Consider the following 14,041-nt stretch of genomic DNA (forward strand, 5'->3'; position numbering starts at 1 on the left):
GTGGGCGGCGGCCGGCGCGGTCAGCGCGAGCAGGGCGGTGAGGAGGGCGGTCCGTCTCATCGAAAAGGTGCTCCTGTTGCAAAGCCGTAGGTGAGGCCGGCCTGCAGCGTCAGGCGCGGCTGCGGGCTGGTGAAGATCGCCGCGGCCGCGGCGGAGACCGACGAGCCGATGCCGGGAAGCAGGCCCTGGCAAGCCGCATCCGGCGCCGATGGAGGCGGGATCGGCCGGCAGGGTGGGCATGACGCCCGACGGCGCCCTGGGGCTCATCCGGACCTTCGAACAAGGAGTAGGCACAAGCTGCGCATTTTTCATACTCCTCGACGCCCCGACGCCGGCCGCCTGTCCCGTTTCACTGCAGATCCTCTCTCGGCCCGCGATGCCCGCGCGCCCGACCGATCGCGGCGTGTTCAAGATCCGTGCCGGTCAAGGACGGAGACCGGACTTGCAGCGGCGCCGGGCCGGACCGAGACTATCCGCAGGGATGCCGAGCGAAACCCCGGGACCACGCGCCCCGGCCGGAGCGCCGGCAGGGCCGGAGTTCTCCATGCAGCGCATCACCATCGCCATCGATGACGACTTGGCCGCCGCGCTGGACGCCTACATCGACGGAACGGGAGCGGCGAGTCGCTCCGAGGCCATCCGCGACCTGATGCGGCGCGGCCTGTCCGCCCGGCCCGAGGCGCCGGTCGAGGCGCCGTGCTTCGGCATCGTCAGTTATACGATCGACCAATCCGTGCGGACGCTTGCCACCCGGGTGCCGCAGGGCCGGCTCGACCGGCACGATCAGGCGGTCGCCTCCCTGTCCGTCCCGCTCGACCACACGACCTCGGTCGACGTGACCGTGATGCGCGGCCCTGCGGGCGATGTCTCGGCCTATGCCGAGAGGCTGTTCCTTGAACGCGGGGTCATGCACGGCACGCTCAACCTGATCCCCGTCGCCCACGACACGCATGTGCATGCGCACGAGGACGGCGCGGCCGGAACCCATACCCATCTGCGCGTCCGCAGCGGCTTCTGACGGCTCGCGCCCGACGGCCTTCCCAGCTCGAGTTATCGGCCGCGTCCCCCGCGGGTGCCGACAGGTTGCGGGCCCAGGCTTGTCCGACCATGTCAAAATAGATAGCATACTATCTTTATGGCCGTGTCGCCGTCGGAAACGTTCCTCATCATCGCTGCGGGAAGAATGCGTTGGCCGCCAAGGACCGGACCCGGCTGCATCGGGACTTCACCCAGACCCTCCTTCTCACGGGGCGTCAGTGGCGCCGCCTCGCCGACACGGCAACGGATGCGCACGGCATCTCCGACGCCGCCGCCCTGCCGCTGGTGATGATCCGGCGCATGGCGGGCGAGCCCCGCCAGAACGCCCTGGCCGAGGCGATCGGCATCGAGGGGCCGTCGCTGGTGCGCCTGCTCGACGGGCTTTGCGCGGCGGGGCTGGTCCAGCGGCAGGCGGATGCGACCGACCGGCGGGCCAAGGTGCTGAGCCTGACGCCGGCCGGAGAGGCGGTCGTCGCGAAGATCGAGGCCGATCTCGACCGGTTGCGGGAGCGCGTCTTCGCGGGGGTGAGCGAGGCCGACCTGGAGGCCGGCCTGCGGGTTTTCCAGGCCGTGCAGGATTTCGGCCGCGACGCGCCCGCGGCCGAGCCCTCGAACGGGGAGGCCCACGCGTGACGCTTCCCGGCTGGCGCGACTGGGTCTTCTCGATCAAGACCTTCGGGGCCGGGATGCTGGCCCTGTACCTCGCCTTCTGGATCGACCTACCCAAGCCCTATTGGGCGCTCGGCACCGTCTACATCACCAGCCAGGTGCTGGCGGGCGCCACCCGCTCCAAGGCGCTCTACCGGGTTCTCGGCACCCTGCTCGGCGCGGTGGTAACGGTCGTCCTCGTGCCCAACCTCGCGAATGCGCCGGAACTGCTGACCGTCGCCATCGCGCTCTGGGTCGCCGTCTGCCTGTACTTCTCGCTGCTCGACCGCACGCCGCGCAGCTACCTGATGATGCTCGGCGGCTACACGGCCGCGCTGATCGGCTTCCCGAGCGTCGGCGACCCCTCGGCGATGTTCGACACCGCCATGGCGCGGGCGGAGGAGATCACCCTCGGCATCCTCTGCGCCGGCCTCGTCAACACGATCGTACTGCCCCGCTCCGTCGCGCCGGTGATCGTGGGCCGGCTGGACGCTTGGCTGCGCGATGCGCGCGGCTGGGTCGTGGACGTCCTCGGCCGCGCCCGCACCACCGAGGACAGTCAGGCCAAGCGCCTGCGGCTGGCGTCGGATGCCGTCGCCTTCGACGCCCTGGCGACGCCCCTGCGCTACGACATGACCGGGGCGGAGCGCTCGGTCGAGGCCATGGCGACTTTGCGCCAGCACATGCTGATGTTCCTGCCCATCGCCTCGGCGATCGCCGACCGCATCGGCATGCTGGAGCGGACGGGAGCGCTGCCGCAGCGGCTGCGCAGCCTCCTCGACGACATGGCGGCGTGGCTCACCTCCGGCACCACCGATCCGGTCGAGGCCGCGCGCCTGAAGGCGCGGGCGAGCGAGACCGAGCCGGGCCTCGGAGAGCGGGCCTCCTGGGACGATCTCGTGCGCGCGAGCCTCCTGGCGCGCCTGCGCGACTTCATCGACCTGCGCCAGGACGCCCGCCTGCTCCAGCGCCACATCGCCGACGGTACGCCCGTCACCGAGACGCTCGCCTTCCGCTACACCGCGGCGGCGCGCACGATCCGCCATCGCGACCACGGCATGGCACTCCTGTCCGGGATCGGCGCGTTCCTTTCCATCCTGCTCACCTGCGCGATCTGGATCGCGACCGGCTGGCCCGACGGGGCCGGCGCGCCGATGATGGCGGCGGTCGGGTGCAGCTTCTTCGCCGCACAGGACGACCCGGCGCCTTTCATCGTCGGCTTCGCCAATTCGGCCATCGTCGGTGCGCTGGGCGCGGGCGCCTACCTGTTCGCGGTTCTGCCGCTCGCCACCACCTTCGAGATGCTGACCCTGGCGCTGGCACCCGGCCTGCTGCTCTGCGGGGTGTTCATGACCCAGTCGCGCACGGCGCCGATGGCCATGGGCGCGGCGGTCAACGGCTCGGCGATGATCGCGCTGCAGGGCAGCTACACGGGCGACTTCGCCGCCTTCACCAACTCCTCCATTGCCGTCATCCTCGGGATGTGGTCGGCCGCCCTGGTCACGCGCCTCGTCCGCTCGGTCGGGGCCGGCTGGTCGGCCCGGCGCCTGCGCGCCGTCAACCGCCGCAGCCTCGCCGAGGCCGCGGAGCGGCGCGGCGCGCAAGACGGTCTCGAGCTCGCCGCGCTCATGCTCGACCGCCTGGGCCTGATCGCGCCGCGCCTCACGGCCCTGCCGCCGGACGACGCGGAATGGACCGCCGACCTCCTCGCCGAGGTCCGCGTCGGCATCAATCTGGTCGAACTGCGCCGCGACCGGCGGCAGCTCTCAGGCCCGGCAAGGGCGGCGGTCGAGGCACTGCTGGCCGCCCTGGCGCGCCATTTCAGGAGCGCCGCCGCCCCGCCGCCCGACCTTCTGGACACCATCGATGCGAGCCTCGACGCGGTCTCGGCCGATGCCCGGGAGGCGCCCGGCCGAGCCGCGCTCATGGGCCTCGTCGGCATCCGCCGGGGCCTGTTCCCGGACGCCGCTCCCTACCGGGCCTCCACGCCCTCGATCCCCAACGCGGAGCTCGCGGCATGACGGGCGAGTTCGATCTCTACGGCGTCTTCGTGCCGAGCCTCGCGGCCTGGATGCTGCTCGCCCTCCTGATCAGCCTTCCCCTGCGGCGGCTCCTGGCCTGGAGCGGCTTCTACCGCTTGGTCTGGCACCGACCGCTCTTCGATCTCGCCCTCTACGTGGTGCTTCTCGGAGCCGTGGTTTCGGTCGCGGTTCCCCTCACCTCGTGAAGACCCGGCCCTTCCGCGCCCGCCGTCCCGTCGTTCGGACCTCTTCCCATGCCCCGGTTCCTCGCCCCCTCGTTCCGCCTTCTCGTCACGCTCGGGATGGTCGCGGCCGCCGTCGTCGTCGGCCTCGCGCTGTGGGACTACTACATGGACGCCCCCTGGACCCGGGACGGGCGCGTGCGGGCCGACGTGGTGCCGGTGGCCCCCGACGTCTCGGGCCTCGTCACGGAAGTCCTCGTCTCAGACAACCAAGTGGTGACGCGCGGCGACGTGCTGTTCCGGATCGACCCGGAGCGCTTCGCCCTGGCCCTGCGGCAGGCCGAGGCGATGCTGGAGGGCAAGCGGGCGAGCGCCGAGCAGGCCTCGGCCGATTACGCCCGCTATTCGAAGCTGAGCGACGCCGCCGTGTCGCAGCAGCGGGTCGAGGCGGCCCGGGCCACCGATCTGGAGGCCAAGGCGGCCTACGATCAGGCGGCGGCCGACCGGGATCTGGCGAGGCTCAACCTCGAACGCTCGGCGGTGAAGGCCTCGGTCAACGGGCGCATCACCAACATGGAGCTTCGGCCCGGCGCCTACGTCACCACCGGCCGCGGCGTGATGGCGCTCATCGACAGCGACACGCTCCGGGTCGAGGGCTATTTCGAGGAGACGAAGCTGCCGCGCATCCATGTCGGCGACCGGGCGCGCATCCGGCTGATGGGCGAGGACGCCACGCTGGAGGGCCATGTCGAGAGCATCGCCGGCGGCATCGAGGATCGGGAGCGCAGCGCCGGCTCCAACCTGCTGGCCAGCGTGAACCCGACCTTCGCCTGGGTGCGGCTGGCGCAGCGCATCCCCGTCCGGATCAAGCTGACGGCGGTCCCCGATCGCCTGCGGCTGGTCTCGGGCCGCACCGCGACGGTTGCGGTCGAGCCCGAGGGCGAGACGCCGCATTTCGACCTGTTCCGGTTCTGGCGCGGGGGCCCGTCCGCCGCTCCGAGCGGCAACGGGCGCTGAGGGTCGGGCGTCCTCGCGACGCCCGCGGCCGCCCGTCGATTTCGCGCGATCCTCGGCCGGGAGACCCACCCTGAGCCCCTCGACCAAGAACCCAACGACGGCCCGGGCAGCGTCCTCGCCCGCGGGCCGAGCGGGCACCGCCCTGCCGCCCGTCAGCCTTGCGGGAGACCGGACCGGGGGCGGTAGCGCGGCAGCGCCCAGCCGAAGCGGAGCGAGGCGGCACGCACGGCGAGGCACACCAGGAAGCCGAGACCGAGCGCGAGGTCCCGCTCCGCGCCCAGGGCCGTCAGCGCCACGAAGCTGCCCGCGCCGGCCCCTGCGGCCGAGGCGTAGATCTCGCGGCTGAGGATCACCGGGCTCTCGCCGCCGAGCAGGTCGCGGACCACGCCCCCGAAGGTGGCGGTGACGACGCCCATGACGACGGCCACCGTGGCGCTCGCCCCCGCCTGCAGCGCCCGCTCCGCGCCCGCCACCGCGAACAGCGCGAGGCCCAGGGCGTCGAGCCAGATCAAGAATCGGTAGCGGGATTGCGGGATGTGCGCCGCGAAGAAGACGAGGCACGAGACGAGCAGGCAGGCCAGCAGGTAGCTCGGCTCGCGGGTCCAGAACACCGGCGCGCCGAGCAGCAGGTCGCGGATCGTTCCGCCACCGATGCCCGTCGCCGTGCCCAGAACGGCAAAGCCGACGAAGTCCATCTCCTTGCGGGAAGCGACGAGGGCTCCCGTGACCGTGAAAACGATCACGCCGAGCCAGTCCAGGGTCGCTGTTGCGGTCTCGAACATCGCACGGATTCTTTATTGGAAGAGCAGGACTTGATTGTCGGCGCGGGGGCGCTCGTCCCACTCGCGCTGCACCATCACCTCGGGCTGGGAGGTCTTCACGACGACCGTCGTGCCGAGGGGCACACGCCCGTGGAGATCGAGGATATCCTCGTTGAGGAGCCGGATGCAGCCCGAGGAGTCCGTTCCGCCCACGGTCCAGGGCTCGTTGGTGCCGTGGATGCGATAGAGGGTGTCGCGCTCGCCCTGGTAGAGATAGAGGGCCCGGCAACCGAGCGGGTTGTTCACTCCCGGCTCGACGTAGCGGGGGAGATCGGGCCGGCGCTTCAGCATGGCCGGCGTGGGCCGCCAGCCCGGCCATTTCGCCTTGCGCCGAACCACCGCGATGCCCGACCATGTGAAGCCGGCCCGCCCGACCCCGATGCCGTAGCGGATCGCGGTCCTGCCCTCCCGCACGAGGTAGAGGAAGCGCTCGTGCGTATCGATGACCACGACCCCGGCTCGCTCCGGCCCGTCGTAATCGACGCGTTGCTTGCGGAACTCCGGCGGCACGAGCGCCAGATCGACCTTGGGGATGTTGAAGGGCTCGTCCGGGATCTCGCCGATATACCAATCCTCGCGGTTCGAAGCCGGAGCGACGGGCTCAGGCGCCTTCGGCGCTGCGGGCTCGGTGTCCCAGAAGAACGCCTGCGCGCGGCCGGGGGCCAGGACGGCCGCGGCGAGGAGAAGGGATCGACGGGTGGGCAACATCGGATGACATCCAGGCTGGTTTTGGGGGCAGGCTGCGTTCGTGGGGACGGCGCGCGCCGCCGCGCCGCGGCACGCCAAGGGCACGCATCGACGGGTCGGCTCGCGGCACGGGCCGGCGTTCGGGCAAGGTGAGGCGGACGCGAGCCGAGCGAGGCTCGCGGCGGGGCGGACGTTAAGAGGGTGTCATCGTGCAGACCTCCGAGGACGCATCGCGTGCGGCGTGCACGCAGAGCCCCCTCTGTCATCGGCCTGAGAGTTTCGCCTGAGCCTCGAAGGCTTGCGGCTTACACCATCGGCGGGAGCGCGCGCTCCGCTTTCCAGAGTGTCGAACGAACGAGCGGTCCGGGTGCCTGAGAGTTTCCGGGGCGGTTGCTCCTTCGGCGGCCGGTTCGCACCGGCTCTCTCCCGCTCGTCGATACCCCCAACTTGGCCGCTCGTTTGAGGCCGAATTGTGGGAACGGCCGTATTATTCGTTAGCTTGCGATCAAATAAGTGCGCCATCGCACGATGGCGCCCGACAGCCGGGCTTCGAACGCTTGTGCTCTGTCTTTCAGATCGCTTCCATCGGCACGGTCCGTTGGATCGAAGACTGACGGTCGGCCTTGGTAGGGGTCGGGAAGACCCGCCCTCGCACTGCCGCCCTCCCCAAGCGATCAGGGCCCTCTGCTCGCCGCCTCGCTCGACCTCGCGACCCTATGGGTGGCCGTCCCCGGCCATCTCGCCGGCAACGCGGTGGTCGCGGCGCTCGCCACTGCCGACGCGGGCGACGATGGCCGGCTGGGTCGATCCCGGCAGCGGCCCTCCCACCGAGCGCCACATCGCGCGCGGGCTGGTCGTGGTCTCGATGGTGGCCCTGAGTCTCGGGGGCGATGCGCGCAGCGTCGCGCGGACTAGATCCCGCATCGTCCTCGCGGTCGTGTCCTCGGAAGGTGTTCTAGGAGGCGCCGCGGAACCCCAAAACACCGCCCCTTCCGCTCGAAGCTGGTCGATAACGATCGCGTGTGTGGTGCAAGTATACCAGCGAAACTCGCACTTTGCCTGGAACTCGCTTGCGCACAGCCCGTTAGTGGCCCGCTGTCGCACCGGCAGTAACAAAGATTAAGGGCCGTTCCGAGCCGTGACCGCGGATGTCGACAGACATGAACTCCGGCAGATCATCGCCGGGTTGAGTGAGGGAGTGATCCTGGTCGAGCCCGACCAGACCATCGCCTACGCCAACGCGGCGGCCCTGGCGATGCACGGCGCCGAGAGCCTCGACGAGATCGGCGCGACCGTCGATGCCTATCGCGAGCGGTTCGCCCTGCGCTACCGCAACAACCGCCAGCCCGAGACCTACCCGATCGAGCGCGTCGTGGCCGGCGAACAGTTCCACGACGTCGTCGTCGAGGTCCGGCGCGCGGACAGGCCGGACATGGACTTCGTGCATTCGCTGCGAAGCCTCGTCGCCACCGACCGCCAGGGCAATCCGAGCTGCCTCGCGCTCATCCTCAAGGACGTGTCCGACCAGTTCGAGGCCGAGGAACGCTTCGAGCGCACCTTCAATGCCAACCCGGCCCCCGCGATCATCACGCGGCTGTCCGACCTGCGCCACGTCAAGGTGAATGCCGGCTTCCTGGAGATGAGCGGCTTCACCCGCGACGACGTAATCGGCCGCAGCGTCTACGAGGTCGACGTGCTGGCCAATGCCCGCAACCGCGACCTCGCCGTGGCCCGCCTGCACGAGGGCGGCACCATCCCGCAGATGGAGGCCTGCCTCGCCCTGCCCGGCGGGGGTAGCCGCTTCGTGATCGTAGCCGGGCAGCCCATCGAGATGGGCGACGAGCCCTGCATGCTCTTCACCTTCGCCGACCTCGAACTGCGCAAGAAGGCCGAGACGGCCCTGCGCCAGAGCGAGGAGCGCTTCGCCAAGGCGTTCCGCCTCACGCCGGTGCCGACCGTGCTGGTGCGGGCAGGCGACATGCACGTCACCGGCATCAACGAGGCCTTCAGCCGCGTCTTCGGCTTCGGCGAGGATGGGATCGTCGGACGCAGCGTCGCCGAGGCCGGCCTCTGGGTGACCGAGGCGCAGCGGGTCGCCTTCGACGCGGCCCTGGCCCGTCAGGGCCACGTGCTGGGGATCGAGGCCTGCCTGCGGCACGAGAGCGGGACCAACCTCGACTGCCTGATCTCCGCCGAGCGGGTCGCCATCAACGATACCGACTTCGTCCTCCTCGTCCTCCAGGACATCACCGACCGCAAGCACACGGAGCGCGAGCTGTTCGACGCCATCGAGACGGTGATGGCCGACACCTCGTGGTTCAGCCGCGGCCTGATCGAGAAGCTGGCCACCTTGCGCCGGCCCGGCCAGGAGAGCGCGGATGCCTCCGCGCCCAATCTGACGGTGCGGGAGCGCCAGATCCTGAACCTGATCTGCTCGGGGCTCGACGACGACGCCATCGCGCGCAAGCTCGGCCTGTCGCGCAACACCGTGCGCAATCACGGGGCCGCGCTCTACCGCAAGCTCGGCGTCCACCGACGCACCGAAGCCCTGGTCTGGGGCCGGGAGAACGGCTTCCCTTACTCGATATCTGGTAGTTATCACCTGCTCTACTAGTATTTTATTACCATTGATCTCGCGCGAAGTCCTCACATCTGAGGATCAGCCCCGGTTTCTCCTCGCACAGGACGCGGTGCCCCATGAGCGAACGAGAGACCGGGCGCGAGAACGAGACCTCCGCCGAGCGCCTGAAGACTTCGGTGAAGGACGCCATCGGCAAGCTGACCGGCGTGAGCCGGAACGAGGCCGAAGGCCGGCGCAGGGACCGCGCGCCGCCGGCAACGGCGAAGCCGCGCGGGCGCTGAGCGAACCCCATCCGCAGCTCCCTTCCGGGGCGCGGTCATCATCCACCAACGACAGGAGAACGACATGGTCGATATCGACAGGATCACGGGCGCGGCCAAGGAATTCGGCGGCAAGCTCCAGGGCGCGGCCGGCGACGCGGCCGGCTCCCGGAGCGACTCCCTCGAGGGCCGCGCCCGCGAGGCGGCCGGTCAGGCCGAGAACCTCTACGGCCAAGCCAAGGACGCGGTCCGGAACGCGGCGGACGAGGCCTACGACTACGCCGAGGACGCCTATGAGCGCGGCGGCCACTACCTGAGCCGGGGCCGGCGCGAAGTCAGCCATGGGGTCGCCGAATACCCGCTCACCTCGCTCCTGATCGCCGGCTTCGTCGGCTTCGGCTTGGGCCTGCTGCTCAACGCGAACCGCGACTGAGCCCCTCTTCAGACTTTCCGACGATCCGAACTGCCCGGAGTCAAAGCGTGACCATTCAAACCACCGTTCCCCCGCTCGCGGCCGACGCGCAAGCCGACACGCGCGCCGTCCTGCTCAACCAAGTGTCGTGGGGCGCCGTCTTCGCCGGCAGCGTCACCGCCCTGGTGACACAAGTCATCGTCAACCTCGTCGGCGTGGGGGTCGGCCTCGCTTCGGTCGGCACCACCGCCGCCGACAATCCGGAGGCCTCGACCGTCTCGCTCGGCGCCGGGCTGTGGTTCGTGGCCTCGGGCATCGTGGCCTCGCTCGCGGGCGGCGTCATCGCCGGCCGTCTCTCGGGCAAGCCCCTGCCCGGCACGGCCGCGCTGCACGGCCTCGTCTCCTGGGCCGTGACCACGCTCGTCGTGCTCTACCTGCTGACCTCGGCGGCCACCGGCCTCGTCGGCGGCACCCTGAGCACCGTCTCCGGTGCGCTGGGCGGCGCGGGCAACCTCGTCGGCGGCACGGTGCAGACGGCCGCGCAGGCCGCCGCCCCCTCGCTCTCGAAGATTTCGAACCCGCTCGACGGCATCGAGCAGCGGGTGAAGGAGCAGACGGCCGGCCAGGATCCGCAGGCCGCCCGCGACGCGGCGGTCGCCGCAATCCGCGCTCTCCTCTCGGGCGATGCGGCCGACAAGCAGCAGGCCGAGACGCGCGCGGCCGATGCGCTGGCCCGGGCGCAGAACATCCCGGTCGATCAGGCCCGCCAGCAGGTGCAGGACTACAAGAAGCAGTACGAGCAGGCCGTCGCCACGGCCAAGCAGAAGGCCGAGGCCGCCGCTCTGGCCACGAAGTCGGCCGCGACCCAGGGCGCCTTCTACGCCGCCCTCGCCCTGCTCCTCGGTGCGCTCGCCGCCTATTTCGGCGGCCGCCTCGGCGCCCCGAAGCCGGCGACCCTGGTCGGCGCCTACGACGCCCGCCGCGTCTGACGCCCCCGAACCCGTCTCCCGCCGCGCCGTCCCGGCCGGCGGGAGCCTCCACCGACCGGCCGCGCCGGTGACGATCACCCCTCGATGAAGCAGAGAATCCGATGAGCAGCACCACCGACAAGATCAAAGGTCTGGCCAACGAGGCCGCCGGCAACGTCAAGCAGGGCATCGGCCGGGCGACCGGCAACGACAAGCTGACGGCCGAGGGCAAGGCGCAGGAGTTGAAGGGCGAGGCGCAGCAGACCGTCGGCAAGGTCAAGGACGGCGCCAAGGGCCTCGCCGACAAGATCACCGGCAAGAACTGAGAAGACAAGAATTGAGCGGAACTGAGCCTGCACCGGCGGAGCCGGCCCGTCGGGCCCCTGCCGCTCCGAACCACAGCCGAAGGAGAACCGCATGAACCGCGACCAGATCCGTGGCGCCTCCCGCCACCTCAAGGGCCGTGCCCAGACCGCGCTCGGCGGCCTCGCGGGCGATCCCGTCCGCCAAGTGCGCGGCGCCGTGAACCAAGTGGCCGGCGGGGCGCAGTACACCTACGGTCGGGCCCGTGACCGCGCCGAGGATCTCGCCGAGGACGGCCGCCATCTCGCCCACGCCGCGCGCGAGCGCGCCGACGACCTGATCGACGACGGCCGTCATCTTGCCCGTGAGGCCCGCCGCCGCGGCGAGGCCTACGGCCGCCGGGCGGTCCGCTACGCCGACGATCATCGCACCAACACGCTCGTCGGCCTCGCGGCACTGGCTTTCGCCGCCGGCTGGCTCGCCCGCCGCACCCGCTGACGGAGATGTGAACCGTGTTCCGCAAGCTTCTGACGGTCTTCGTCCTGCCGAAGGTCATCGCCTATATCGGCCGCCGCTACGGCCGCCGCGGCAGACCCCACTGAAGCCCGCGATCCCATCGCGGCCGCCATGGTCGGCGCTCCGGGACGGCGCGAGCGTCCGAGCACTTCCCTCGCGCCCGGTCCGGCGCGAGGGCGCATCCGTCCCCCGCGAGCGAGGCTCGAACCGCCTCTTGCGGACACTCCGCCCGATCCTCCGGACCGCGCCCCGGGTCGCCTTGGCCGCATCGGCGCTGTATGATCGTCGTGCACGGAGGTGGAACGGGAGATCGGGATTGGGTTCTGGCGCACCGTCGCTGGCAGCGGCACATTTGACGGCCTGCGACCGGGAGCCGATCCACATCCTGGGGACCCTGCAACCGCACGGTTTCCTCGTGGCGCTCGACGGCCCGGACCTGCGCGTCGTCCAGGCGAGCGCCAACGTTCCCGGACGCCCGGCCGCCGAGATCCACGGCAGATCGCTCGCAAGCGCGTTTCCCGAGGCCGTCGAGGCGGTCGAGGCTTTCCGTCTCGCTCCGGCGGAGCGCGAGGGTGCGCGCTACCTCGCGAGCCTGACGCTCGACACGCCGGAGGGAGCCCGCTCCTACGATCTGGCGGCGCACCGCTCCGCCGATCTCATCGTCCTCGAATTCGAGGAGATCGCCAGCGAGGCGGCCTCCTACCAGAGCCTCGATGCGCTCTACCCTCGCTTGAGCGCGTTCGTGGAGGGCCTTCACGCCGCGGGCTCGGTCGCGGACCTGTGCCGTTTGCTCGCGGCCGACATCCGCCACATCACCGGCTTCGACCGCGCCCTCGTCTACCGGTTCGACCGGGACTGGCACGGCACCGTCGTAGCCGAGGCCGGCAACGGCGTGCTGCCCTCCTATCTCGACCTGCGCTTTCCCGCCTCCGACATCCCGGCCCAGGCGCGCGAACTCTACCGGCGCAACCGCCTGCGCATCATTCCCGATGCCGCCTACGAGCCCGTCCCGATCCTGCCGACGCTCACCCCCGGGACCGGCGCGCCGCTCGACCTCAGCCAGTCGGTCCTGCGCAGCGTCTCGCCCGTCCATGTCGAGTACATGCGCAACATGGGCACGCAGGCCTCGATGTCGGTCTCGATCGTCGTGGACGGCGCGCTCTGGGGCCTGATCTCCTGCCACAACAAGGCCGCCCACCGCGTGCCGCTCCAGGCCCGCAACGCCTGCGACTTCCTCACCCGTATCTTCGCCCTGCAACTCGCCGCCAAGGAGCGCGGATCGCTGGCCGAGCAGCGCATCCGCCTCGGCGCGATCCAGGCGCGCCTTCTCGGCTACATGGCTGAGGAGGAGCAGTTCATCGACGGCCTGCTGAACCACCCCGCGGACGTCCTCGCCCTGGCCGATGCCGCGGGTGCGGCCGTCGTCACGGCCGACAGCTGCCGCCTGCTCGGCGCCACGCCGTCCGTCGGCGAGGTGCGCGCCCTTCACGACTGGCTCTCGGGGCAGTCCATGGGCGACCAGGTCTACGTCACCGACGCCCTCGGCGAGGCGTACGCGCCGGGCCGCGCCTTCGCGGACCGGGCCAGCGGCCTCCTGGCGATCTCGATCTCGCAGAAATACGCGAGCTACGTCCTCTGGTTCAGGCCCGAGGTGGTGCAGACGGTGAAGTGGGGCGGCGACCCGACCAAGGCGGCGACTTCCGACCCGGCCGGCGGCCCCGAGCGCCTTCATCCGCGCAAGTCCTTCGAGACCTGGAAGGAGACCGTTCAGGGGCACTCGCTGCCCTGGTCGGCCCCCGAGATCGACGCCGCCAAGGATCTGCGCGCGGCCGTGCTCGGCATCGTGCTGCGCCGGGCCGAGGAGCTCGCGGCGCTGAGCGAGGAATTGCAGCGCTCGAACAAGGAGCTGGAAGCCTTCTCCTACTCGGTGAGCCACGACCTGCGGGCGCCCTTCCGCCACATCGTCGGCTATTCGGAGCTTCTGCGGGCGCGCGAGGCCGAGCGCCTCAGCGAGAAGGGGCGCCACTACGTCGACACCATCGCCGAGGCGGCCCTGTCCGCGGGCCGGCTCGTCGACAACCTGCTCAACTTCTCCCAGATGGGCCGCAACGCGCTGAACCGCGTCTCCGGCGACATGGGCCAGCTCGTCGAGGAGGTCCGCCGCCGCATCGCGCAGGACGTGCCCCCGGAGCGGGTCGTCCACTGGCGGATCGGCCCGCTGGGACGGGTCTACGCCGACCCGGTGATGCTGCGGCTCGTGGTCGAGAACCTTCTCTCGAACGCCGTGAAGTACACCCGCGACGTGCCCGAGGCGGTGATCGAGTTCGGCCGCGAGCCCGATCAGGACGGCGAGGCCGTGTTCTACGTGCGCGACAACGGCATCGGCTTCGACATGGCCTATGTCGGCAAGCTGTTCGGCGTGTTCCAGCGCCTGCACCGGGTCGAGGACTTCGAGGGCACCGGCATCGGGCTCGCCAACGTGCGCCGCATCGTCGAGCGCCACGGCGGCCGGACCTGGGCGAACGGCGCCCTCGGCCGCGGCGCGACCTTCCACTTCACACTCCCCTCGCGTGATGGGGCACGCTGA

Annotated in this window: 15 protein-coding genes and 1 riboswitch; of the genes, 12 read left to right on the plus strand and 3 right to left on the minus strand. The window is 70.8% G+C overall.

What is annotated here, in order from left to right; all coding sequences use genetic code 11:
- Positions 1-544: 544 nt before the first annotated feature.
- From nikR to BY998_RS20750, 5 genes are all read left to right on the plus strand, one after another.
- Complete coding sequence (gene nikR, locus BY998_RS20730; protein ID WP_110353594.1) at positions 545-1,018, plus strand: nickel-responsive transcriptional regulator NikR; 474 nt, start codon at positions 545-547, stop codon at positions 1,016-1,018.
- Between the two features lie 170 nt (positions 1,019-1,188).
- Positions 1,189-1,671 (plus strand): MarR family transcriptional regulator, encoded by a 483-nt coding sequence (locus tag BY998_RS20735; protein WP_110353595.1) that lies wholly within the window; start codon positions 1,189-1,191, stop codon positions 1,669-1,671.
- Entirely contained in the window at positions 1,668-3,707 is a 2,040-nt protein-coding gene (locus tag BY998_RS20740) for an FUSC family protein (RefSeq protein WP_110353596.1), read from the plus strand. Before BY998_RS20735 ends, BY998_RS20740 begins: the two co-directional genes overlap by 4 nt.
- Positions 3,704-3,913 (plus strand): DUF1656 domain-containing protein, encoded by a 210-nt coding sequence (locus BY998_RS20745; protein ID WP_110353597.1) that lies wholly within the window; start codon positions 3,704-3,706, stop codon positions 3,911-3,913. Before BY998_RS20740 ends, BY998_RS20745 begins: the two co-directional genes overlap by 4 nt.
- A gap of 48 nt (positions 3,914-3,961) precedes the next feature.
- The gene (locus BY998_RS20750; RefSeq protein ID WP_110353598.1) at positions 3,962-4,906 is read left to right on the plus strand and encodes an HlyD family secretion protein; all 945 of its coding nucleotides are present in this window, start codon (positions 3,962-3,964) and stop codon (positions 4,904-4,906) included.
- 152 nt (positions 4,907-5,058) lie between these two features.
- Here the strand turns inward: BY998_RS20750 and BY998_RS20755 are convergent, their stop codons facing one another.
- The 3 genes from BY998_RS20755 to BY998_RS20765 all read right to left on the minus strand — a co-directional run bounded on the left by BY998_RS20755 (position 5,059) and on the right by BY998_RS20765 (position 7,338).
- Entirely contained in the window at positions 5,059-5,688 is a 630-nt protein-coding gene (locus BY998_RS20755; protein ID WP_110353599.1) for a trimeric intracellular cation channel family protein, read from the minus strand.
- Positions 5,689-5,700: 12 nt separating this feature from the next.
- Positions 5,701-6,435, minus strand: coding sequence for a L,D-transpeptidase (locus BY998_RS20760; protein WP_110353600.1), 735 nt, complete (start codon positions 6,433-6,435; stop codon positions 5,701-5,703).
- A 328-nt stretch (positions 6,436-6,763) separates the two neighbouring features.
- A riboswitch (glycine riboswitch) is annotated at positions 6,764-6,853 on the minus strand.
- A 275-nt stretch (positions 6,854-7,128) separates the two neighbouring features.
- On the minus strand, positions 7,129-7,338 hold the full coding sequence (locus BY998_RS20765) for a hypothetical protein (protein ID WP_110353601.1): 210 nt from the start codon (positions 7,336-7,338) through the stop codon (positions 7,129-7,131).
- 214 nt (positions 7,339-7,552) lie between these two features.
- On the opposite strand from BY998_RS20765, the gene BY998_RS20770 reads away from it, so the two are divergent.
- The 7 genes from BY998_RS20770 to BY998_RS20800 all read left to right on the plus strand — a co-directional run bounded on the left by BY998_RS20770 (position 7,553) and on the right by BY998_RS20800 (position 14,041).
- Complete coding sequence (locus tag BY998_RS20770; protein WP_110353602.1) at positions 7,553-9,028, plus strand: helix-turn-helix transcriptional regulator; 1,476 nt, start codon at positions 7,553-7,555, stop codon at positions 9,026-9,028.
- Positions 9,029-9,111: 83 nt separating this feature from the next.
- Positions 9,112-9,276, plus strand: a complete 165-nt coding sequence (locus BY998_RS20775) for a CsbD family protein (protein ID WP_110353603.1) — start codon at positions 9,112-9,114, stop codon at positions 9,274-9,276.
- A gap of 64 nt (positions 9,277-9,340) precedes the next feature.
- Positions 9,341-9,688 carry a CsbD family protein gene (locus BY998_RS20780; protein ID WP_110353604.1) on the plus strand — a complete coding sequence of 116 codons (348 nt, stop codon included), beginning with the start codon at positions 9,341-9,343 and terminating at the stop codon, positions 9,686-9,688.
- Positions 9,689-9,735: 47 nt separating this feature from the next.
- The gene (locus BY998_RS20785; RefSeq protein WP_110353605.1) at positions 9,736-10,656 is read left to right on the plus strand and encodes a PhnA-like protein; all 921 of its coding nucleotides are present in this window, start codon (positions 9,736-9,738) and stop codon (positions 10,654-10,656) included.
- Positions 10,657-10,757: 101 nt separating this feature from the next.
- The gene (locus tag BY998_RS20790; protein WP_110353606.1) at positions 10,758-10,961 is read left to right on the plus strand and encodes a CsbD family protein; all 204 of its coding nucleotides are present in this window, start codon (positions 10,758-10,760) and stop codon (positions 10,959-10,961) included.
- A gap of 91 nt (positions 10,962-11,052) precedes the next feature.
- On the plus strand, positions 11,053-11,436 hold the full coding sequence (locus BY998_RS20795) for a CsbD family protein (RefSeq protein ID WP_110353607.1): 384 nt from the start codon (positions 11,053-11,055) through the stop codon (positions 11,434-11,436).
- A gap of 334 nt (positions 11,437-11,770) precedes the next feature.
- Complete coding sequence (locus BY998_RS20800; protein ID WP_110353608.1) at positions 11,771-14,041, plus strand: ATP-binding protein; 2,271 nt, start codon at positions 11,771-11,773, stop codon at positions 14,039-14,041.

It is taken from the genome of Methylobacterium sp. B4 (assembly GCF_003201865.1).
Taxonomy (GTDB): domain Bacteria; phylum Pseudomonadota; class Alphaproteobacteria; order Rhizobiales; family Beijerinckiaceae; genus Methylobacterium.